Origin of the sequence: Rhodococcus sp. IEGM 1354 (assembly GCF_030056855.1) — a bacterium.
In the GTDB taxonomy this organism is placed as follows: Bacteria; Actinomycetota; Actinomycetes; order Mycobacteriales; family Mycobacteriaceae; genus Rhodococcoides.
This window is the reverse complement of sequence record NZ_JASHKT010000001.1, coordinates 687830-707941: the sequence shown is the minus strand read 5'-3', so window position 1 is coordinate 707941 and position 20112 is coordinate 687830. Positions and strand designations below refer to the sequence as shown.

General features: G+C 63.9%; 24 protein-coding genes. 12 read left to right on the top strand and 12 right to left on the bottom strand.

The features are described 5' to 3' along the window. Nucleotides 1–179 precede the first annotated feature (179 nt). Nucleotides 180–1319, top strand: a complete 1140-nt coding sequence (locus tag QM588_RS03535; RefSeq protein ID WP_283311495.1) for an alpha/beta hydrolase family protein — start codon at nt 180–182, stop codon at nt 1317–1319. On the opposite strand, the gene QM588_RS03530 is transcribed toward QM588_RS03535, so the two are convergent. After that, on the bottom strand, nt 1320–1469 hold the full coding sequence (locus tag QM588_RS03530; RefSeq protein ID WP_283311494.1) for a hypothetical protein: 150 nt from the start codon (nt 1467–1469) through the stop codon (nt 1320–1322). A gap of 45 nt (nt 1470–1514) precedes the next feature. On the opposite strand from QM588_RS03530, the gene QM588_RS03525 reads away from it, so the two are divergent. Then, nucleotides 1515–1679, top strand: coding sequence for an SDR family oxidoreductase (locus QM588_RS03525; protein ID WP_283311834.1), 165 nt, complete (start codon nt 1515–1517; stop codon nt 1677–1679). On the opposite strand, the gene QM588_RS03520 is transcribed toward QM588_RS03525, so the two are convergent. Further along, entirely contained in the window at nt 1676–3352 is a 1677-nt protein-coding gene (locus tag QM588_RS03520; protein ID WP_283311832.1) for a 2-isopropylmalate synthase, read from the bottom strand. The genes QM588_RS03525 and QM588_RS03520 overlap by 4 nt on opposite strands. Before the next feature lie 138 nt (nt 3353–3490). On the opposite strand from QM588_RS03520, the gene QM588_RS03515 reads away from it, so the two are divergent. After that, on the top strand, nt 3491–4171 hold the full coding sequence (locus tag QM588_RS03515; RefSeq protein ID WP_283311492.1) for a FadR/GntR family transcriptional regulator: 681 nt from the start codon (nt 3491–3493) through the stop codon (nt 4169–4171). Between the two features lie 22 nt (nt 4172–4193). Here the strand turns inward: QM588_RS03515 and QM588_RS03510 are convergent, their stop codons facing one another. Both QM588_RS03510 and QM588_RS03505 read right to left on the bottom strand, forming a co-directional pair. Further along, nucleotides 4194–4574, bottom strand: coding sequence for a VOC family protein (locus QM588_RS03510; protein ID WP_283311491.1), 381 nt, complete (start codon nt 4572–4574; stop codon nt 4194–4196). A 43-nt stretch (nt 4575–4617) separates the two neighbouring features. After that, a complete protein-coding gene (locus QM588_RS03505; RefSeq protein ID WP_283311490.1) occupies nt 4618–5406 on the bottom strand; it encodes an alpha/beta hydrolase in 789 nt (262 codons plus the stop codon). Nucleotides 5407–5479: 73 nt separating this feature from the next. Here QM588_RS03505 and QM588_RS03500 point away from each other — a divergent pair, with 73 nt between their 5' ends. Then, nucleotides 5480–6103, top strand: a complete 624-nt coding sequence (locus QM588_RS03500; protein WP_283311489.1) for a TetR/AcrR family transcriptional regulator — start codon at nt 5480–5482, stop codon at nt 6101–6103. Nucleotides 6104–6129: 26 nt separating this feature from the next. Here the strand turns inward: QM588_RS03500 and QM588_RS03495 are convergent, their stop codons facing one another. Next, nucleotides 6130–7200, bottom strand: a complete 1071-nt coding sequence (locus QM588_RS03495; RefSeq protein ID WP_283311487.1) for an NAD-dependent epimerase/dehydratase family protein — start codon at nt 7198–7200, stop codon at nt 6130–6132. 127 nt (nt 7201–7327) lie between these two features. Here QM588_RS03495 and QM588_RS03490 point away from each other — a divergent pair, with 127 nt between their 5' ends. Further along, complete coding sequence (locus QM588_RS03490; RefSeq protein ID WP_283311486.1) at nt 7328–8380, top strand: YihY/virulence factor BrkB family protein; 1053 nt, start codon at nt 7328–7330, stop codon at nt 8378–8380. Between the two features lie 52 nt (nt 8381–8432). Here the strand turns inward: QM588_RS03490 and QM588_RS03485 are convergent, their stop codons facing one another. Both QM588_RS03485 and QM588_RS03480 read right to left on the bottom strand, forming a co-directional pair. Beyond that, the gene (locus QM588_RS03485) at nt 8433–9029 is read right to left on the bottom strand and encodes a hypothetical protein (RefSeq protein ID WP_283311485.1); all 597 of its coding nucleotides are present in this window, start codon (nt 9027–9029) and stop codon (nt 8433–8435) included. Between the two features lie 168 nt (nt 9030–9197). After that, nucleotides 9198–10226, bottom strand: a complete 1029-nt coding sequence (locus QM588_RS03480) for an ABC transporter substrate-binding protein (protein ID WP_283311484.1) — start codon at nt 10224–10226, stop codon at nt 9198–9200. Nucleotides 10227–10471: 245 nt separating this feature from the next. On the opposite strand from QM588_RS03480, the gene QM588_RS03475 reads away from it, so the two are divergent. From QM588_RS03475 to QM588_RS03465, 3 genes are all read left to right on the top strand, one after another. Further along, nucleotides 10472–10825 carry a VOC family protein gene (locus QM588_RS03475; protein WP_283311483.1) on the top strand — a complete coding sequence of 118 codons (354 nt, stop codon included), beginning with the start codon at nt 10472–10474 and terminating at the stop codon, nt 10823–10825. 105 nt (nt 10826–10930) lie between these two features. Then, complete coding sequence (locus QM588_RS03470) at nt 10931–11350, top strand: DUF4234 domain-containing protein (RefSeq protein WP_283311482.1); 420 nt, start codon at nt 10931–10933, stop codon at nt 11348–11350. A gap of 30 nt (nt 11351–11380) precedes the next feature. Beyond that, a complete protein-coding gene (locus tag QM588_RS03465) occupies nt 11381–11815 on the top strand; it encodes a GNAT family N-acetyltransferase (protein WP_283311480.1) in 435 nt (144 codons plus the stop codon). Nucleotides 11816–11913: 98 nt separating this feature from the next. On the opposite strand, the gene QM588_RS03460 is transcribed toward QM588_RS03465, so the two are convergent. After that, nucleotides 11914–13083, bottom strand: a complete 1170-nt coding sequence (locus tag QM588_RS03460; RefSeq protein ID WP_283311478.1) for an MFS transporter — start codon at nt 13081–13083, stop codon at nt 11914–11916. Beyond that, nucleotides 13083–13922 (bottom strand): MurR/RpiR family transcriptional regulator, encoded by an 840-nt coding sequence (locus QM588_RS03455; RefSeq protein ID WP_283311476.1) that lies wholly within the window; start codon nt 13920–13922, stop codon nt 13083–13085. The genes QM588_RS03460 and QM588_RS03455 overlap by 1 nt, the downstream gene beginning before the upstream one ends. A gap of 143 nt (nt 13923–14065) precedes the next feature. Between QM588_RS03455 and QM588_RS03450 the strand changes: the two genes are divergently transcribed. From QM588_RS03450 to QM588_RS03435, 4 genes are read left to right on the top strand one after another with little or no spacing between them, the layout of a single operon-like run. Next, nucleotides 14066–14641, top strand: coding sequence for a tripartite tricarboxylate transporter TctB family protein (locus QM588_RS03450; protein ID WP_032371763.1), 576 nt, complete (start codon nt 14066–14068; stop codon nt 14639–14641). Nucleotides 14642–14644: 3 nt separating this feature from the next. Beyond that, entirely contained in the window at nt 14645–16168 is a 1524-nt protein-coding gene (locus tag QM588_RS03445) for a tripartite tricarboxylate transporter permease (protein WP_283311473.1), read from the top strand. After that, nucleotides 16165–17157, top strand: a complete 993-nt coding sequence (locus tag QM588_RS03440) for a tripartite tricarboxylate transporter substrate binding protein (RefSeq protein ID WP_283311472.1) — start codon at nt 16165–16167, stop codon at nt 17155–17157. The genes QM588_RS03445 and QM588_RS03440 overlap by 4 nt, the downstream gene beginning before the upstream one ends. Nucleotides 17158–17180: 23 nt before the next feature. Then, complete coding sequence (locus tag QM588_RS03435) at nt 17181–17792, top strand: methyltransferase (protein WP_283311470.1); 612 nt, start codon at nt 17181–17183, stop codon at nt 17790–17792. An 8-nt stretch (nt 17793–17800) separates the two neighbouring features. Here the strand turns inward: QM588_RS03435 and QM588_RS03430 are convergent, their stop codons facing one another. From QM588_RS03430 to QM588_RS03420, 3 genes are read right to left on the bottom strand one after another with little or no spacing between them, the layout of a single operon-like run. Further along, nucleotides 17801–18556, bottom strand: coding sequence for an EAL domain-containing protein (locus QM588_RS03430; protein WP_283311467.1), 756 nt, complete (start codon nt 18554–18556; stop codon nt 17801–17803). Continuing rightward, the gene (locus QM588_RS03425; RefSeq protein WP_283311466.1) at nt 18543–18830 is read right to left on the bottom strand and encodes a hypothetical protein; all 288 of its coding nucleotides are present in this window, start codon (nt 18828–18830) and stop codon (nt 18543–18545) included. The genes QM588_RS03430 and QM588_RS03425 overlap by 14 nt, the downstream gene beginning before the upstream one ends. Next, complete coding sequence (locus QM588_RS03420) at nt 18815–20107, bottom strand: lipase family protein (protein ID WP_283311463.1); 1293 nt, start codon at nt 20105–20107, stop codon at nt 18815–18817. The genes QM588_RS03425 and QM588_RS03420 overlap by 16 nt, the downstream gene beginning before the upstream one ends. Nucleotides 20108–20112 lie beyond the last annotated feature (5 nt).

Sequence of the window (20112 nt, the reverse complement as noted above, 5' to 3'; positions counted from 1 at the left end):
ACGTCATCGTTCGTCGTCCTTCGGTCGCGGCCGCACCCCGGCGTAGTTGTCGATTCTGCCAGAACAAGTCCGATTGGTCTCGTTCTATTCAGACCAGTTTCAGCTGCGCCCCTGTGTACTCTGCCTGCGGGGCGGGTTCGGGCAGAACGTCGCCAGGGACGGTCGAACCGAAGGAAGCCATGAAGATTCGCACCATCTTGATTCTGCCTGCAGCGGTGGCAGTGTTCGGCGGCGCGGGACTTCTCACCCCCATCGCCGACGCGGCACCGGCAACGTCCATCGATGTGCTTCCGCGGCTGATCGACGGTGCCGCAGCGGGTTACGCACTGTCCTACGCAACCACCGACGAGCACGGCCGTCCCGCGATTGCCCACGGACAGGTCTACCTCCCCTCCGGCACACCACCACCGGGAGGATGGCCGGTCGTGTCGTGGGCCAAAGGGACCGTCGGCGTGGGGGATTCATGCTCCATGAGCACAGCACTCGACGACGGTGCTGCCGAGGACCCCATGGCCGTCGAGCTGTCCAAGCCCCTGCTCACCCAGCTGCTACGAAGCGGCACGGCCGTTGTCTCGACGGACTACATCGGGCTCGGAACCGCCGAAGCCCACCACTACCTGAACAGCATCTCGGAGGCCAACGCCGTCACTGACATCGTCAGCGCTGCCGCAGACGAACTTCCCGAGCTGTCGCGCACCTGGGTTGCCGCCGGACACTCTCAGGGCGGCGCAGCAGCACTCACCACCGGGGCTCGCGCCGACATCTACGGAGAACGGTCGGATTTTCGCGGGGTGATGTCGTTCGCACCGTCGTCGAACCTCGAAGCCGTCCTTCCGCTGCTCTCGCCCACCACTCCCCGGATCGCACCTCTCGACAACATCACGGCCACTCTGATCTACGTCCTGTACGGGCTCAGGGATTCTCGGCCGGATCTCGACGTGAACAGCTACCTCAGCGAACTGGGGAGCGACTACCTGGCGCACGCAGAAGACAATTGCATCAGCGACCTACGGCAGAAGGTCGATGGTGTTGCACCACAACAACTCCTGGCTCGACCGCTGTCCAACCCCGCCATGACCTCGGCTATCCGCGACTACCTATCCGTGCCGACCACCGGTTACACACGGCCGGTGACCATCGAGCAGGGGCTGGCCGATACCGTCGTGCCGCCGGCTCTGACGACCGCCCTCGCTGCGGAACTGGTGGCACAGGGCATCCGCGACGTGACCTACCTGCCTGTACCCGGTGCCACTCATTACGACGTCACTGCCGCAACCGTCGACGACGCCCTGCCCCGCATACTCGACATGTTGCGCTGATCAGCCACCCACATGCGGTGGACGACGATCGCTGCCGAGCACGTCGTGCAGTTCCCCGAGCAGTCGCCGCAGCAGCGATTCCAGCCGCTCCTTCTCCCGAGCAGTGAGATTCTCGAGCAGTTCCGCCTCACGTCCGAACACCTCGTCCACGAGGCGTTCGACTGTGCGATGGCCTGATTCGGTCAGTTCGACGTCCTGACCAACGACGCGAAGAACGGTATGGCCGCGTCCGCCATGACCGGACGCGCCGGAGCACCACGGGACATCGCCGAAATGGTGGAGTTCTTGGCCTCCGATCGCGCCCGCCAGATCACTGCCCAGACATTCGCCGTCAACGGCGGTGAGTGGCCGTCCCGCTAGGTCGACGCGTTGGCCGCACGAAGGACCGCGTCGAGGGTGGCGGACAGAACGGAGCGATCGATCCCTGCCGCCCATCGAGGCCCAGTGGCAGAGCGATATTCGAGCATCGAGACCGCATCACTGTCGTTGCCGGCTCGCACACTCGTCTGCGTCAGACCGAGGATGTCCACGTGCCTGCCATGAGCAGACAACGCGTCGACGAGCGCCTCGACGGGTCCGACTCCCGTGTGTGATGTCTCGAAGGACGTGCCGTCGATCTTCAATGTGATGCAGGTGTCGGCGGACCCCTCGTCGTCGTGAGAGTCGAAACCGAGCAGAGTCACGTCGGGTTCGTCGACAGCGATGTACACCTCCTGGAAAACGTCCCAGAGTTGCTCGGCCGACAGTTCGGTACCGACAGAATCCGTGCGGGCCTGCACATGTCGGGCGAGGTCGATCTGCAGGCGACGCGGAAGTTCGATGCCATAGTTGGTTTCGAGGAGATAAGCGATACCTCCCTTGCCCGATTGCGAATTCACCCGAATGACCGCGTCGTACGAGCGACCGATGTCGCTGGGGTCGATCGGTAGGTACGGCACCCGCCATTCGATGTCGCGCTCGGAGCGGCCTTCGCTCAGCGCCCGCGAGCGATGCTCGACGAAACCCTTCTTGATGGCGTCCTGGTGCGTACCACTGAAGGCGGTGTGTACGAGGTCGCCGACATACGGATGCCGAGGGTGAATCTCGAGCTGGTTGCAGTGTTCGACGGTACGGCGAATCTGATCGATGTCGGAGAAATCGATCATGGGATCGATACCCTGAGCGTGCAAATTCAATGCGAGAGTGGCGATGTCGACATTTCCGGTGCGCTCTCCGTTGCCGAACACGCAGCCCTCCACTCGCTGCGCACCGGCCAGGACGGCCAGCTCGGCGCAGGCAATGCCCGTCCCGCGGTCGTTGTGCGGATGCACCGACAGGATCACGCTGTCTCGTCGCGCAAGGTTGTCGTTCATGTACTCGATCTGGTCTGCATAGACATTCGGCGTCGCCACCTCCACGGTGGCAGGCAGATTGAGGATGACCGGCCGCTGCTGCGTCGCGTCCCACAGAGTCGTCACTGCATCACAGACATCGAGGACGTAGTCGGGTTCGGTGAGATTGAAGACCTCGGGCGAGAACTCGAAGCGCACGTTGGGAAGGTCGCCGGCAAGGTCGAGAACGTCGGCCGCACCCGAAAGTATCAGTGAGCGAAGCTCGTTGGCCTCCCTGCCGAGCACTACCTCGCGCCACGTCGGAGCCGTGGCGGTGTACATATGGATCACGACGTCGTTGGTGATTCCGCGAATCGACTCGACGGTTCGCTCGATGAGGTCGCGTCGCGCCGGGGTGAAGACGACCACGGTGACGTCGTCGGGCGCCAGATCGGCGTGGGCCAGCAGCCGCACGAAATCGAAATCGGTCTGCGATGCCGATGGATAGCCGACTTCGATCTCCTTGTAGCCCATCGCGACCATCAACTCGAAGAATTGTTTCTTGCGGGCAGGATCCATCGGCTCGGGTAGCGCTTGGTTGCCGTCGCGCAGATCGACCGGCACCCACAGCGGTGCCTCGCTCAACCGTCGCTCCGGCCAGCGGCGCTGGGTCAGCGGAATGTCGACTTTGGCGTAGACGTCACGGTAACGATGCGACGGCATCTGGGAGTGCCGCTGCCGATTCCAGGCGGGCGCATCGGAGGGAACGGGCCCGGCGGGAGTGGACAGAGTGGGGAAACCTGTGCGCATGCGAGCAATGTAGCACTACTCCTCAGACAAGCTGAGGAGTAGTCTTCTCCTGTGACCGCGATACGCCGAACGTCGTTGGCCGATCAGGCCGCCGAACTGCTGCTTGCCAGAATTCAGTCCGGCGAGTGGCCGATCGGCACCAAACTGCCTGGTGAAACCACCCTTGCCCCCATGTTCGACGTCGGTCGATCGACGATGCGCGAGGCCATCAGACAACTGGTGGGGCGCGGAATCCTCGTTACCCGTCAGGGCTCCGGAGTCTTCGTCGAATCGATCGACGAGGCGCGGACGGACTGGGACAAAGTTCTCCAGCGCGCACACATCACCGCCGTCCTCGAGGCCCGCCTCGCCATCGAAGGTGAGGCTGCAGGTCTCGCCGCAGCCCGACGCACACCCACCGACCTCGACGCCATCCGTGGCTCACTCGAGGTGCGCAATACCGCCCGCCCCGACGCGGTCGATCTGGTGGAGGCGGACATGGCTTTTCACCGCTCCATCGTGGTCGCGTCGCACAACGACATCCTGCTCGAACTCTTCGACTCCATGGCTCCACGTCTCCGCGACGCCATGATCGACATGCTGAAGATCAAGGGCACGTTCGGAGAGGACGCAGACCACGACGCCCACACCGACGTCGTCGAGTCCATCGCCGCACGCGAACCGGAACGAGCTCACAACCTCACGCGCGCGCACCTACTGGAGTTGTCGAAATCGATGGCCCCCTCGACGTGATCAGCATGGAAGCGATGGTGATCTACACGGGGCTGAGTCTTGTTCGCAGCAAACAGAATTCGTTGCCTTCCGGATCCGCCAGCACATGCCACGATTCCTGGCCGGTCTGGCCGATCTCCACTCGTCGGGCACCGAGGGTGAGCAGTCGTTCGAGCTCGGCGTCCTGATCTCGGTCGGTTGCACTGACGTCGATGTGCAGTCGAGGTTTCGCCGGCTCGGGATTCTCGCTAGGGATGAAGATGATGGTCGGCTGCGAGCCGCCGAAACCATCGCGCGCACCGATCTCGACGGAACCGTCACCCTCCCTGTCCAACACGACGAAGTCCAACACCTCACACCAGAACGTCGCCAAGGCCTCGGGATCTCGACCTTCGAGTACCAGTTCACTGATTCGACATGCCATGGGCGCGAACATAACACGCCGCAAAGGCGACTTCGCCGCGATCTCACGACCTAGACGGCGACACCGCCCGCTCGGTCATCCACTTGTCGACAGCAGCCATGGTGAGACCGAGAAAGGGCTCGTCGAACAGTGCGTGATCGGCGCCCGGAATCTCGACGTGATCGGCATCGCGGTATTTGCGCGCCGTGGTGCGAGGAATTCGCCGGTTCACGGCCCTGTCCTGTTCCGCACCGATCACGAGCACCGGTGCGGTAATTGCGTCGAAGTCGACTTTGGCGGCGTGCCGGCGGTCGAGGTACGGAAAGCTCATCTCGCAATACGCCCGACCCGATTCTGCGACGGCGTCATCGAGGAGTTCGCGGACGTGCTCGCGCGGTTGATGCTGTGCGATGAGCTCGAACGCGGGCATGGTGGGCATCAGCGGCCGTCGCCACGGCAGCCCCGGGCGGAAGAAGTGGGTGCCGAACAGGCGGATCATCGTCGGGTAGACGGCGAAGATGCCTGCTGCGGGGGCCGGTGCCGCGGCGACGACGCCGGCGACCGGGGTGCGGGCGGCGACCAGCTGCACCAGCAGTCCACCCATCGACAGTCCCACCACCAGGGGCGGTGAATCCAACGATCGGCACAGCTGAACGAGGTCGTCGGTGTAGTCGAGCAGGCTCAGGCCCGCGATCAGCTGCGCACCCTCCTCGCGCGGCAGCTCGTGGTGTCGAAGGGTCGGGGTGTGGACGGTGAACCCGCGGTCGGTGAAGGCCTGCGAGGCAGATCCCCACCAGGTGGGGGTACCCCGGCCCCAGGTGCCGTGGACAAGGACGACGTGACGAGTAGACATGATCGTGAATCTACACGGATCATTCGATTTGGCAATCGTTCGATCCGGATACATACGCCGATAGAGTGACGCCATGGATCGACACGACGACACACCCGACGCTGCGGTCGATGGTCGCGCTGCTCGCTGGGCACACCGTCGACCGGAACTGGTGGCGGCCGCCACCCGCTACGTCCTCGACCACGGTGTATCCGATCTGACACTGCGGCCGCTGGCGTCGGCGATGGGGATCACCATCGCGACGGTGGTGCGACAGTTCGGATCGAAGGAGGCTCTGGTCCAGGAGATCACTCGCGCCATCAACGATGACCTGCTCACGACTCTCCGCGAAGACCCCGAACTCGTCGACTCACCCCCGGTGGAGACCTTGCGCATCCTGTGGCGGCGGTGGCTGGACCCAGCTCAGGGCAGACAATTTCGGGTCATGTTCGAGCTGTTCGGGTTGGCCTCACATCACCCCGAGCAGTATCGGTGGTTCACCGAGTCGATCGTCACCGACTGGCTGCCGCAGATCGAGGCACCCCTCATCGACGACGGAGTCGAACCGGCCACTGCGCGACCGGTGGCCACCCTGGTGTTGTCGGTCCTCCGAGGCCTACACCTCGACCTCGTCGCAACGGGCGACGTCGAGCGCGTCGACGCAGCATTCGAGCTGGCCATGGCAACCCTCGGTCCGGCACTCACCCAGACGACGTGACATCCGCCGCGTAGATCGGACCGTCGTCACGGCCTCTTCGCGCGGGAGATGAATCCCCGTCGACCGAAGGCGCGGATGCGGTCGACCACCGTGCGTGATCGTAGCGCGCTCGAGATGGACCCTGCGTTGTCGCGCATTCCGCGAATGACCTCCCGGGCCACGTCGGGTCCGTCCATGCGGGGAGTCCAGTCCAGATCCCGTCGAGCGCGGTCGGTGTTCAACATCGGGGTGGCGAACGCGAGATCGACCCAACCGTGGTGGACAGCGGACACGTGGGCTTCGAAGCCGAGGCGCGCGGCAGCGGACAACACCCGAGACGGAACGGGCACGATGCGGGCACCGAACGCATCGGCCACGTCGTAGGCTCGCACGGGTGTCGGGCCGCCGAGGTTGTACGGCCCGGTTGCGCGTAGATCCAGCACGCGCACAAGGGCATCGGCGACATCGTCGCTGTGCGCGGCCGGAACAGAGAACGACCTGTCGATGGGCAGGATCGGCAGATGATCGACGATTGCCGACGGTACGAGATCGGGCAGGGCGTATCGCAGCAGCGCGCTTCCGAACTCGTACTGCCCGATCAGACCCGGCCTGATTCGGGCGACCGCGACGTCGGGATGCGCTGCCTCGAACTCGTCGAGCACATCCTCGGCGGCAGCCTTGTCCATGCTGTACGTCGACGAGGACACCCCGGTTCTCGGCCACGACTCGTCGACCTTCTCGCCGTATGACCCCGGTGCGTACACCCCGCCGGACGACATGTGCACAAGATGAGGAACTCCTGCGTCCGCACTGGCCGTTGCCACCGTCCGCACTGCGTCGACGTTGACTGCCCGTAGATACGAGCGCTCTCGCATCGGCTGAAAAGCGATGGCCAAGTGGACGACTGCATCCGCGTCGCGCATCACCGCGCGCAGCCGATCCGCGGCGTCGACGGCCGTCACATCCAGCGATACCCATTCCGCTTGCGGAAAGGGGGATTCGGCTTCCGGTGGACGCCGCGCGACCCCGACAACCGAATCGTTCGGACGATCCCGTGCCAACGCTCGCAGTAGCGCCGTGCCGGCATTTCCGGTTGCTCCGACGACGACTGTTCGCATCTTCCACCTCCGGTAATGGACCACAATCGAAGTGCCCTCGTGTGCGTCGATCGAAACCGATGCGACTCACGGGTTTGTGCCGCCGTCCTCCCGGTTTCCACCGAAAAACCCCGGGTATGCGACCGCCATGGCCGACTCAGCAACATCACCCGCACCCACCGAGGCAGATCCGGACGACCCGCGTAAAGCGGATTCACCGGCCGATCTGACCAAGCCGTCGTGGATCTATGTTCTGAAGAAGACTGCCCGTGAGTTCTCCCGAGATCAGTGCACCGACCTCGCAGCCGCATTGACCTACTACGCCGTGCTCTCGCTGTTCCCCGCGATCCTGGCCATCGTGTCGTTGCTGGGTGTGTTCGGCCAGGGACAAGCCACGGTCGACGGCGTCCTGCAGGTCGTCGGCGATCTCGGCCCCCAGTCGGCTGTCGACACGTTGCGTCCCACCATCGAACAGCTCGTCCAAGCGCCCACTGCCGGATTCGCGTTGATCATCGGTATCGCAGGCGCACTGTGGTCTGCATCCGGCTATGTCGGCGCATTCGGCCGCGCGATGAACCGAATGTACGAGGTGGACGAAGGCAGGCCCATCTGGAAGCTGCGCCCCGTGATGCTTCTGGTCACGCTCATCGCCTTGATCCTCATCGCGCTTGCCGCCGTCATGCTGGCCATCAGTGGCCCCGTGGCGAAAGCTGTGGGCGACGCCGTCGGACTGGGCGACACCGCACTGACCATCTGGAACATCGCGCGGTGGCCGCTGGTCCTGATCGTGGTGGTCCTCGCCGTCGCGATTCTGTACTACGCAACGCCGAATGTGCAGCAGCCCAAGTTCAAATGGATCAGTTCCGGTGCCGCCGTCGGCATCATCGTGTGGATTCTCGCCACCATCGCGTTCGGCTTCTACGTCGCGAACTTCTCCAGCTACAACAAGACCTACGGCTCCCTCGCCGGAGCCATCGTGTTCCTGCTGTGGCTGTGGATCACCAACTTGGCCTTGCTGTTCGGTGCAGAATTGGACTCCGAACTCGAACGCGGCCGCCAACTTCAGGCCGGAATCGTCGCCGAAGAACGCCTGCAACTGCCGCCCCGAGACACCCGGGTATCGGACAAGAACGACGAGAAGGATGCACAGGCTATTGAGCAGGGTCGCAAATTGCGGGAGGAACACAACCGGACTCCGTGAATCACGCCGTCTCGATAGAAGCACCCCCGATACCCGACGGCATCGCCGGCGCTCACGCGCCGGCGATCGTCGGGATCGGCAGCCCGCTCTCCGTCAGCGTCTTCACGACGGCACGGGCAGCAATGATCGCGCCCAGTGCAATCAGTAAGCCGTGAGCGATGCGGAGCGTCGGCGGCGCGTAGAACTGCGGTAGAAACAGCACAAACCCGACAGCCAGCACCGTCGCGTATCGGTTACGCAGTGCGAACGCTACTGCCCCCACCGCGATCAGCAGCAGCCCGAGCCCGAACATGACGGTCTGCACGGGCGAGTATCGAATGGGGTCGGCCAGGTCCATCAACGTCGGGGTGGACGTCGTCACCGATTCGACGCCGAGCGCATGCAGAGCGAACGTCTCCGCCCCGTAATAGGGCAGCACCAACCCGACGCCGATCCAAGTGGCGATGATCGCGAGATCCGATCGCCGTCCCGAGTACAGGACGACGAGGCCCCACACCACGAATCCAAGCATCGCGAAGCAGTGAGCGATGACCCAAGCTGGGGACGCGAAGGCCTGAGCTCCCGCACTGCCGGTCTCGCTCGAGTAGGGACGAAATATCGGGTAGGCGGCAAACACCAAGCCGAGAAACAGTAATGCTGCAGCGCGCATTGGATCAACCACACCTTTCGAGAGCGGCGCTCTCTTCAGGAAGCAGTATTCACCCGGCGCGAACCGCAAGCAAGAGCAGTGCTCTTCGGCTGACCGTCCAGTCCGTGAATTTTTGGTGACAGCACGCGCCGTCGCCACGACGCAGCCGTGCCTGTCACCCCAGAGGGGCTAGACGGGCGTCTTGTCGATCGCTGCTGTCAGGTCGACGATCTGTGCGGTGTAGCTCGCATAATTGTTGGTCGCGTCGGTAGTCCAGTCGGCGATGTTGCCGGCCTCCGCCGCTTTCACCAGAGCCCATGTCGGGCGGTCAGCCTCGAGCTCAGCCAACGAGGTCGAATTCGAGCGGGTGTCCAGCAGAATGAGATCGGGCTGGTACTGACCGACGTTCTCCCAGCTCACCGGAGTGAAGGATCCCGAGTCGGCGGCGCGTGGAACATCGGACTCCAGAAGCGTCAGACCCCAGTTCTCGTAGTCGCGCAGTTCGGGGAACTCGTCGTTGATCGCGACGTAATACTGATCCGAAGGGGAAATGGCCATCGCGGTCAGGCCTGGTTTGGCTTCGACGGCTTCCCTCAGACCGGCGACCGCAGCGTCGTAGGCGTCCCGGTCCGCTCTGGTCGATTCGGTATCGATGTCGGCACCGAGTTCCGTAGCCAGGGTCTCGTAGTCCTTCAGCGCCTCGGACGACGGTTTCTGCGCGGACACCGCGAGGAACGGTGCAACCTGCGCGAGATTCTTGGCGAGGTCGGACGTTTCCAGACCGAGGCCACCGTAGGCGTCACCGGCGTACCAACCGGTGATGATCACATCGGGATCGAGGGCTGCGACCTTCTCGACATCGATGTCACCGTATGCCTGTCCGACGCTCTCGATCCCGTCCAGATCGAGGCCGCGAAGTGGGATCGACGACTCGAAGGAGCTGCCGCCCCAGATTCCGATCGGCCTGATGCCCAACGGAATCAACGCTGCAGCGGCCTGTTCACTGGCAACGATGCGCGACGGGATCGCGTCGAGCTCGACTTTCTCCCCGCGACCGTCCACATAACTGAAGCCGAACTCCGAGGTGGCCCCATTCGACTCCGCCGGTCCGTTGTCGGACGAGGAACATCCACTCAATACGGTGACACCGACGACCGAGAGCACGGCGAACGCCGTCGCCACTTTGTGCCCAGAGGCGGGAGTTCGAGTCGGTGACATTCTGCAAAGCCGCATGCTTTCCCCATCGTCCAAGTTAGGCAAACGTTGCCTACGTTGGAAGGCTAGCCAACCCGAGCTGGTTTCGGTGCAGTTGATTCGTCGCACCACAGGGCCGCAGTATGCGTCGCTTTGCGCCGACAGCGTTTCTTGGGCCACCTGATCGAATCGACGATCTGCGTTGCGTGCTCCCGCTTACGACCAGTCTTGATAAGCACAGGGTGTTCAGTGATGCATACGATGACACCGTGATCGGACGCATCGACGAGGTCGTATTCGACTGCACGGATCCGGCTGTATTGGCGCAGTTCTGGGCCCGGGTGCTCGGCGGGCAGCCTGCGATGCGAGACGATTCGTGGCACTTCGTCGATGTCCCCGGGTTCACTCGGCTGGCGTTTCAGCGGGTTCCGGAGGGCAAATCCTTCAAGAACCGGCTTCATCTCGACGTCGCCGTGCCGAGTATCGATGTAGCGGTCGAGCAGGCCGTTGAACTCGGTGCGACGGTGGTCGGGGATCGGCACTCCGATGCTGCGGGATCTTTTCAGGTGCTCCTGGACCCCGAGGGCAACGAGTGGTGTCTGGTGACGCCGCCACCCACATGATCACTGTGCGTCACGCTCACGCATGTGTGCCGCCCGAGGTTGAATCGCAAGCTGGGTAGAATCGTCCGGTCCACGAGCACGCGTCCGACAAGGTGGGGGAGCATCATGACCGGTCCGGTTGCCCAGGGAAGTGCGATGAAGCGGCGAAACCCCGTTGTCGTGTGGATCCTGTTGCCGCTCATCACTCTCGGCATCTACCACTTCATCTGGTACTACCTCGTTCACCGTGAAATGGCCGACTTCGACCGACGCAAGGTCGACCCGCCGGTCGTCGGCCCACTGCTGGTCCTGCTTCTCCTCGGTTGGACCATCATCGCTCCGTTGATCAGCTACTACAACACCGGAAACCGCATCGCCGACGCCCAGCGCGCAGCCGGCCTCCAGCCGACGTGCAGCTCGGTTGTCGGACTTCTGCTCACGTTCGTCTTCGGCCTGCAGTCCCTGTACTACCAGCTGGAACTGAACAAGATCACGGCCCGATACAACGACGTGCCGCCGGGAACCGTTGTGCCGCTTGCGGCGTGAATTCCGATGCCCAATAGACGAAACGGACCCATGCCTTCCATTCACCACGCCACGCTCTCGCGCGTCGATCCGAGCACGCTGTACCGCATCATGGCACTGCGGGTCGCGGTATTCGTGCACGAACAGAAGATCGTCGACGAGGTCGAACTCGATGGCGCGGACCTACTTCCGACGACCGAACTGTTCTGGATCCAGGACGAGGACGACGAGGTGGTGGCCACTCTCCGAGTGCTCGTGGACGATACGGTCCACATCGGCCGCGTCGCGACCGCGGCTGCGGGCCGGGGCAGAGGCTATGCCGGACAGCTGGTCGAGGCCGCGCTGAAGGCATACCCCGGGGTGGTCGAGATGTCCGCGCAAGCGCACCTCGAAAAATGGTACGCGCGATTCGGATTCACTCGAGTGGGCGAGCAATACCTGGAAGCGGGAATCCCGCACGTGAAGATGTCCACCCATCCCAGCTGAGTCAGGCCATTTGTCGGTGCGTGTGCAACTTGTGCTCCACTCTGGGCCCCATGTTGGAGAATCCTCGCGACCGAGACGTCGAGTGGAGCGTCGATTGCTCAGGGCCGACTTCTCGGGTGCGAGGCCGCGACGATCGATCCTCCGAGCACCAGGGCATTGCCGAGCAGAATGCCGGTCACCCCGAACGGGCCGGCGAGTGCGCCGACCGTCAGCGGGATGAGGATCTGCGCAGATCTGTTGGCCGACATCCGCAATCCCAACGCCTCCCCCTGAGTGGATTTCGGGACGATCGACACCACCCACGACATGGTCAGTGGCTGCGGAATGCCCAGCGCGATGCCGAGTGCAATCATGACTCCGATGGCTCCGACGGCCTGCACGAACGGCAGCACAGCGAGAGCGATCGCGCCCGCCGCCAACGAAACATTGAGCAGCACAGTGCGGCCGAACCTCGCGTCCAGTTTGCCGAGCCCCACTCTGCTGACCACCGACACTCCGGCACGCAATGCCAGCAGCCAGCCCACCGTCGTCACCGACACCCCACGCTCGATGGCCCATGCCGGCACGAAGGCGTAGAGCAGATCGACGGTCACCAGCACTGCGCCGCTGACCGTCAACGACTGCCACATACCCGGCAGCTTCAGCAACTTCAGCCCCGATGCTTCCCCTTCGGCAGGCTTCTCGGCACGAATGTGGTTGCGGCCGAGCATCAAGAACAGTGCGGTGGGGAGCGCGACGGCGGTGAAGGCACCGGCAGTGAGGATGCCTGCCGTCGTGTTCGGGCTCTCGATGCTCGCGCCGCCGAATCTCGACGCGACGGCCGTCACGGCGAGCGGCCCGACCAACTGACCCATCGACGCGGCGGCAGTCAGTGCGCCGAAGGCACTTTCGTTCTTGCCGTCGACGTGGACGTGTGCAACGAACGCTTGCTGCCCGATCATGATGAGCAGATTGCCCAGTCCGAACGCAGCCGTGCACACGAGCAACGCCCACATTGCCGAAAACGTGACGAGTACACCGGTTGCGATCGAGCACAACACGATTCCCGAAACTATCACCACCGGCCCGCCGAACCTGTCGGCGATGCGCCCGATCGGCAGGGCCGCCAATACTGCGGGCGCAGCGAAGAGTGCCGCAATCACCGCAAGCGTTCGAGTGTCGGCACCCTCGGCGATCGCCCGATAGCCGATCATCAACCGCACCCCGACCCACCCTGCTTGCGCAGTCGTCGCCTGAACGGTCAGAGCAATGGAGTCACGAGAAGGCATCAGCGCAAGGGAATTTCGTCGGTTCCTCCGACCAACCTCGACACGTCGTTGATGTCGTCGCGCACCGCCCCGTATCGATCGGGCTCGAGGTGGAAGATGGCCAACTGCAGCGCGTACGCAATGGCGATGGGAATGATGAGGGTGTTGTATTCCGAATCGTCACCACGTTGGGCGACGAGCAGATGCGTCGGCGCGGGGCGAAAGTGATATCCCGGCGCGTCGCTGATGAGGATCGACGTGCCGCCGCGTCGTTCCGCTTCCCGGACCAGCGCAGGCAGCTGCGACGGTGCCTCGCGCAGGGCAAAGGCGATCAGGACGGAGTCCTCGGTGAAGCTGACGAACCGCTCGGCAAGGTCCTTCCCTCCGAGCCCGAGCTCGACGACCACCAGGCCGAGCCTGCGGAGCCGTCGTGCCAGCATGTCCAACGCGGGCCGCTCGTCGGCCTTGGAGAACAGGTAGACCACCCGCGAACGGTGAATCGCCGTAGCCACCTCCACCAACTGCTCCTGTGGGATGAAGCTCGACAATCGTTCGAGAGCACGCGCTTCGTCGCGGGCGAACACGGCAAGCTCATGCCCGGTGTCGCTCCTCATCAGTGCCGATGCCGCAACCGGTTCTGGGCTGTCGCGCTCCAGGTCGGCACGAAGGTCGGGGAAGCCGCTGTAGCCGAGCTTCTGCGCAAGACGCACTACCGTCGACTCATGCGTCTGTGCACGGGCCGCGACCGGGGCCGCCCGCAGACTCGACGGTTCGGGCTCTCCGAGAAGTACTGCAATGACGCGTTTTTCGGACGCGCTGAGCGATTTCCCGCTACTGGCAACCACTGTTCGGAAGCTCATACCCTCCACTTTCCACTGTGTCTGTTGACACACTCAACCACAATCCTGTAAACCTGTGCAAGATTGCAAGTGACGTGAAGCACAGCAATCCGGCCGACCCCTCCAGGCCACATCCGAACTTATCGTCAGAAAGGCAGCCGGCCGTGAAGATACTGCTCGGCACACAACACACGATCGAATGGATCGTGCTCGGCGCGACGCTGGTCGTCGGATTGGCGACCGTCACCATGGCAACCGGCTACGGCATCGCCGCCGACCCCGGCGTCGGCGCGGGCTTCCTGCCCCTGGTGGGCGGCCTCGGCATGATCCTCGGCGGCGCTATGTGGGCGATACAGCTCGTCCGAGCACCGCGGGTGACGACCCCCGAACCTGAACTGGAGCTCGAACCCGCCACCTCGGCGGCCGTCGCGTTCCTCTCCAGCGACAACGAGGAGGACGCCGACGAGACCGAACTTCCCGACCGCGCAGGCTGGATCAGAATCGGAGTGGTCGTCGCCGCGATCGCCGGTGCAGCGCTGGTCCTCCCCACCCTCGGGTACACCCTGTCCATGGCGCTGATGCTCGCTGTCGTGCTGACCTTCGTCGGCAAACGCACTCCAGTGGTCGCCATCGGCGTCGCCGTGGCCACCACACTCGCCACCCGACTGGTGTTCGACGTCTGGCTCGGCACGGCCCTGCCTGCATCGTCCATTCCCTTCCTCGCCGATTGGGGGTTGTGAGCCATGGGATTTCCCGATCTGATGGCAGGCTTCGTCAACGTCCTCACTCCGACGCATCTGCTGTTCGCACTCCTCGGCTGCGTACTGGGCATGTTGGTCGGTGTGCTGCCCGGCTTCGGCCCCGCCGCTGCGGTATCGCTGCTGATCCCGATCACCTTCGGCCTCGACGCCACCACAGCGCTCATCATGCTCGCCGCCATCCTCTACGGCGCAGCATTCGGCGGCACCGTCACCGCGGTCCTACTGCGCATTCCCGGTGAGGCGTCGTCCATTGCAACGACACTCGACGGCTACGAGATGGCCAAGAGCGGACGCGGAGGTCCCGCCCTCGTCGTTGCCGCACTCGCGTCGTTCGTCGGCGGACTGGTCGGCGTCGTCGGATTCGTCGTCGTCGCCCCGTTCAGCCGATTCGCACTCGAATTCGGTGCTCCCGAACTGTTTCTCGTCGCACTACTCGGCATGGCCCTGATCACCAGCTTCTCAGGCAACAACCCCGCCAAAGCGCTGATCAGCGTCGGGCTCGGCCTGGCCATTGCGTCGGTGGGTATCGACTCCGGCCAAGGCATCCAGCGATTCACGTTCGGCATGCCGGAACTGTTCGACGGCGTCGCACTCGTGGCCGTCGTGATGGGTTGCTTCGGCCTCACCGAGATCCTCATCCAAGCCCGCTCGGCGGGCGGTGCCGGCCGACGACCACTCGCCGTCGGAAAGCTGTTGCCCAACAAGACGGACATCAGCAGGTCCGCGGGACCGACGATGCGCGGCTCGATCATCGGTTTCTTCATGGGTCTGCTCCCCGGATCTCCGGGTGCTGCAACCTCATTGGCTTCCTACGCTATGGAGAAGAAGCTCACCAAGCGTCCTGGACAGTTCGGTAAGGGTGCCGTCGAGGGTGTCGCCGGACCGGAATCGGCCAACAACGCGCTCGCACTGTCGTCGATGATTCCACTGTTCACCCTCGGTATCCCCACCTCGGCGACCGTCGCCATCATGGCTAGCGCCTTCACGATCAACGGTCTGATCCCCGGCCCACTGTTGTTCCGCGACAACCCCGAGGTCGCGTGGACCATCATCGCCAGCTTCCTCGTCGGCAACATCATCCTGCTGATTCTCAACGTGCCACTGGTTCGTCTGTGGATTGCCGTACTGAAGATCCCGTTCCACTACCTGATGGCGATGATCTTGGCCTTCATGTTCCTGGGCGTCTACAGCATCAACGGCAGCGTCTTCGACATCTTCATCATGCTCGGCGCAGGCGTCATCGGATACCTGTTCCACCTCACCAAGATTCCGCTCACTCCACTCGTTCTCGCACTGATCCTCGGGCCGCTTCTCGAGGAGAACTTTCAGCGCTCGCTGTCACTGTCCCGCGGTGACTACGGAGTCTTCGTCGAAGGACCCATCAACAAGGTCCTTCTGCTCGTCTTCATCGCGGCCGTTCTGTTCGGAATGCTGCGCCCCGTCCTCGCTCGTATCCTCTCCCGCCGCGCCACCCGCACCCAGCCCATCAAGGAGCCTGTCTCATGAGAACACTGCCCACCCTGGTCGCGGCCATCTCCGCCGCCGCCCTGATTGCCGGATGCAGCTCGAGTACAACCGATTCGGGAGCACCGTTTCCACGCAACGGTGCCACCGTCGAATGGGTCGTCCCGTCCGCCGCAGGTGCAGGCAACGACATCCTGGCCCGAATCATGGCCCCCGCCATGGAGACCGAACTGGGCGTGCCGGTCAAGGTCGTCAACAAGGAGGGCGGCAGCCAGGTCGTCGGACTGAACTACCTGGCCAACGCGAAACCGGACGGCGAGACCATCGGCTTCACCAACATCCCGTCGATCCTCGGGCGATACCTCGACCCGAGCAAGAAAGCCGGGTTCGATCGCGAAAGCTTCTCGCCCATCGGGTCGTTCGCATCGAACGACATCGTGATCGGGGTCAACAAGTCCAACCCGTACAAAGACATTGCCGAGCTCTTCGACGCCGTGAAGGCCAACCCGGGGTCCATCACCGTGGGCACCGATTCCAGGGCCGGCGACGACCACGTCAACCTCCGCACCCTCGAAGACACCCTCGGCCTGGACTTCAACATCGTTCATTACAACAGCGGAGCCGACAAGATCTCGGCATTGGTCTCCGGCGAAACCGACTTCGCCCTCGGTGGAGTGTCCAGCTTCTACGGCCAGTTCGCCTCGGGTGAGGTGAACATCCTCTCGGTTCTCACCGAAGAGCAGAACAAGCTCATCCCCGAGGTACCGACGCTGGCAAGCGAGGGATACGACGCGCCGTTCATGACCAACAACTTCGCCATCAGTGCCCCCGCCGGCACCCCGGACGCGACGATGACCACGCTGCAGAACGCCCTCGAGACTGCACTGGCCGACCCGGCAGTCGCCGAGAAGCTGACCGGCGCTGCGACGCAGCCCGATTGGGTGTCCGGTGCCGACGTCGCGACCTTGTGGGAACAGCGTGAAACCGAGATCGAACCGATCATCGCCGAACTGCTCGCCGACCAGCAATAAGTCACCCGAAAGGCATTGATCTCATGAGTACCGAAACCTTTTCCGCCACTGCCGTATCCGACGATATGATCGAACGCTTCTCTCGAGTGCCCGCAGCCAACGTAGGCGATGCCCAGGAGCGCTTCGGCATCATCGCCGGACTGCGGCCCATCTGGGCCGGAGCAGCAGTCACCGGCCGGGCGTACACCGTCTGGACTCGGTCGGGCGACAACCTCTACATCCACAAGGCTCTCGACGACGCCCGCCCCGGCGACGTCATCGTGGTCAACGGCTCGGGTGACGACACACGCGCCCTCATCGGCGATCTCATCGGAATCCGCGCCAAATCGCTCGGCATCGCCGGCTTCGTCATCGACGGTGCCGTGCGCGATGCCGACGCCTTGGCAGAATTGGGTCTGCCCGTCTTCGCGCGCGGTGTCACACCGGCGGGTCCCTACAAGAACGGGCCGGGCCGACTGAACGAGCCTGTCGCACTCGGAGGAGTCGTCGTCTCACCCGGTGACATCATCGTCGCCGATGCCGACGGAGTGGTCGTCGTCAAGAGTGCCGATGTGGACGACGTCATCGTCGCGGCCGAGGAAGTGGTGGCACGTGAGGCTTCGAAACGGGAGAGCTTCTCGGCCCGCAGCCACTGAACACATCCTCAGACAAGCAGATCCACCGCTGCAGGGCGACCGATTCGGTAGCCCTGCAGCAGGTCTGCCCCGATCGCCGTGGCTGCTTCGAGGTCGTCGTCGGTCTCGATACCCTCGAACACGCACCTGGCCTCCGTTTTTCGCGCGAACTCGAGGACCAGTTCCGCCAAGGCCGACTTCACTCGATTGCCTTTCATGCCGTGAACGACGAACGCGTCGAGTTTGATGATCTGCGGCTCGATCACGACGAGTTGCCGCATACCTGCGTATCCGGATCCCACATCGTCCACTGCGACAGCGACACCGCCGCGTCGAAGTTCGGTCAACACGGCCACCACCGCATCCTCGTCGTTCGGGGCAGCGTGTTCGGTGAGCTCGACAACCAGTGACCGCCGGCGGCCGAAGTCGAGCAACACGTCCACCAAGGATGCATCGACCAATAGCGTTGCAGCACTGACGTTCACCGCAACGAAGCAACCATCCGGCAGACGCGAAGATTCTCCCAATGCCTTCACCGCCGCGGATCGGTCCAGAGCGGGACCGAGTCCGCACTGCGCTGCATCGGCGAACCACGCCTCGGTGTCACCGCCACCCGCCGGGAAACGCGACAGGGCCTCGTATCCCTCGATCACCCCATCGCGTGCACGGACGATCGGCTGAAAGACGATGTCCGGGCCACCGCCGGCAATCACAGCCTCCACCCGACGCCGCGACCGCAGCAGTGTCGAGCGCACCGGTGTCGACGCGGCCCTAGCCAACGGCACGATTCCACACCCGAACCACCGGGTGGAGCCGAACCGGAGGCGCAAGCGGACGCATCGCGGCAAGGACGGCATCCGGATCCCGATCGCCGAAACTGGTGAGCAGTGCCCTGGCACGCTGTCCATCCGGCGGCCAGCACAGCCCGAACGCGTCTGCTATCGCCACATAGTCATGGGCACGCTGCTCGACGGTCGAGGCTGCGGGACAACGATTGCGCAGTACGAATTCTCGCACCAGCCGCCAGCGCCTGCGGCCGCCGATCAGTCGATGGAGCATGGTGCCATGGGGACGTCGGCGAACCGATCCATCAGGAACGCTGCAGCGGCGCCGCCGTACCCGTCGATCAGCTGCGGCCCGAAGTGGTTGGGCAACACCGCACCCTGCAGGATCGGCGGCAACGGGTTGGTTCGGAACTCGACCGTGGCACCTCGCCCACACCAATCCTGAGCCAACTGCCGGGCCTGACCGTACGGCACGGTGTCGTCGTTGAGTCCGCTGGTGATCATGACCGGTGCGTTCGGAGTACTGCGACCGATCCGCTGAGCCTCGAGGATGCGACCCGCCTGAGGAATGGTGCCCAAATTTTCCAGCATCGACTTGCCGTCCGCGGTCAGCGATTCGGTTCGCAGGAACGGGTACTTCAGGATGGTGTCTGCGATGCACTCTGTCGACAGATCACTCAACACTGCCTTGCCGCGATCGGTGAGCCGTTCGTCGATCAGCGGCAGCAGGCTCGGATCGCGCTCGACGAAACCGTTGAGGGCATACCCGATCACTCCACCGATCAGCGTTCCGTCGACGGTCTTCAACACCTCGAGCAAGTCCGCTGTAGGCGCTCCGGCCCACGTGCCCTTCAGATCGACCTCAGGTGCGTACTCCGAGGCGAGTTCGGCCGCCGCGGCTGCCGCCCCGCCGCCCTGGGAGTAACCCCAGATACCAACAGGCGCATCGGCATCACCGAGCAGTTCGTTCGCCGCGCGCGCACCGTCGAGAACCGCATGAGCCTCCTCGATTCGATTGACATAGGTGTGCACGCCGGGCGTTCCCAACCCGATGTAGTCGGTGACGAACACGTTCGCACCCATCGACCCCCACAGCGTGGAGGACAAGGCTTCTTGGTTCGCAGAAATCGACAACGGCTGCGTCACAGCATTGACCGTCGTCGGGAACGCACGCGAAGGAGCGCACTGATCGGCCTGACCCACCGTGCCGGGCGCGACGACGATGGTCGGCCGCGGGCCTGCACCACGCCAGGGCACCTCGGTCTCGATGAACGTGCCCGACACGCCCACCGGAGTATCGTCCTGCGTCCGTGACGTGTACAGCACCCGCTGCGCCTGAACGGGGTAGACACCGTCCGCCCCGGGCAGAGCCGCGAACAGTGACATCGGCTGCGTCCGCAACACGGCCCCCGGGTCGTCGACTACCTGAGCCGGAGGGACGTAGAAGTCGTCGACGGGGTCGGCATTCGCTGCAGAGCCGCCGAGCACGGTAAGGGAAGACGCGAGCACGGCGGTGACTGCGACGCCGATCAGGTTGCGGTACAGATGCATCGGTC

Bases quoted from the DNA above. Each gene is read 5' to 3' on its own strand.
- QM588_RS03535 (WP_283311495.1), top strand. From the start codon at position 180: ATGAAGATTCGCACCATCTTGATTCTGCCTGCAGCGGTGGCAGTGTTC.
- QM588_RS03520 (WP_283311832.1), bottom strand. From the start codon at position 3,352: ATGCCGTCGCATCGTTACCGTGACGTCTACGCCAAAGTCGACATTCCG.
- QM588_RS03510 (WP_283311491.1), bottom strand. From the start codon at position 4,574: ATGGCATGTCGAATCAGTGAACTGGTACTCGAAGGTCGAGATCCCGAG.
- QM588_RS03505 (WP_283311490.1), bottom strand. From the start codon at position 5,406: ATGTCTACTCGTCACGTCGTCCTTGTCCACGGCACCTGGGGCCGGGGT.
- QM588_RS03500 (WP_283311489.1), top strand. From the start codon at position 5,480: ATGGATCGACACGACGACACACCCGACGCTGCGGTCGATGGTCGCGCT.
- QM588_RS03495 (WP_283311487.1), bottom strand. From the start codon at position 7,200: ATGCGAACAGTCGTCGTCGGAGCAACCGGAAATGCCGGCACGGCGCTA.
- QM588_RS03490 (WP_283311486.1), top strand. From the start codon at position 7,328: ATGGCCGACTCAGCAACATCACCCGCACCCACCGAGGCAGATCCGGAC.
- QM588_RS03485 (WP_283311485.1), bottom strand. From the start codon at position 9,029: ATGCGCGCTGCAGCATTACTGTTTCTCGGCTTGGTGTTTGCCGCCTAC.
- QM588_RS03480 (WP_283311484.1), bottom strand. From the start codon at position 10,226: ATGTCACCGACTCGAACTCCCGCCTCTGGGCACAAAGTGGCGACGGCG.
- QM588_RS03470 (WP_283311482.1), top strand. From the start codon at position 10,931: ATGACCGGTCCGGTTGCCCAGGGAAGTGCGATGAAGCGGCGAAACCCC.
- QM588_RS03465 (WP_283311480.1), top strand. From the start codon at position 11,381: ATGCCTTCCATTCACCACGCCACGCTCTCGCGCGTCGATCCGAGCACG.
- QM588_RS03460 (WP_283311478.1), bottom strand. From the start codon at position 13,083: ATGCCTTCTCGTGACTCCATTGCTCTGACCGTTCAGGCGACGACTGCG.
- QM588_RS03455 (WP_283311476.1), bottom strand. From the start codon at position 13,922: ATGAGCTTCCGAACAGTGGTTGCCAGTAGCGGGAAATCGCTCAGCGCG.
- QM588_RS03445 (WP_283311473.1), top strand. From the start codon at position 14,645: ATGGGATTTCCCGATCTGATGGCAGGCTTCGTCAACGTCCTCACTCCG.
- QM588_RS03440 (WP_283311472.1), top strand. From the start codon at position 16,165: ATGAGAACACTGCCCACCCTGGTCGCGGCCATCTCCGCCGCCGCCCTG.
- QM588_RS03435 (WP_283311470.1), top strand. From the start codon at position 17,181: ATGAGTACCGAAACCTTTTCCGCCACTGCCGTATCCGACGATATGATC.
- QM588_RS03425 (WP_283311466.1), bottom strand. From the start codon at position 18,830: ATGCTCCATCGACTGATCGGCGGCCGCAGGCGCTGGCGGCTGGTGCGA.
- QM588_RS03420 (WP_283311463.1), bottom strand. From the start codon at position 20,107: ATGCATCTGTACCGCAACCTGATCGGCGTCGCAGTCACCGCCGTGCTC.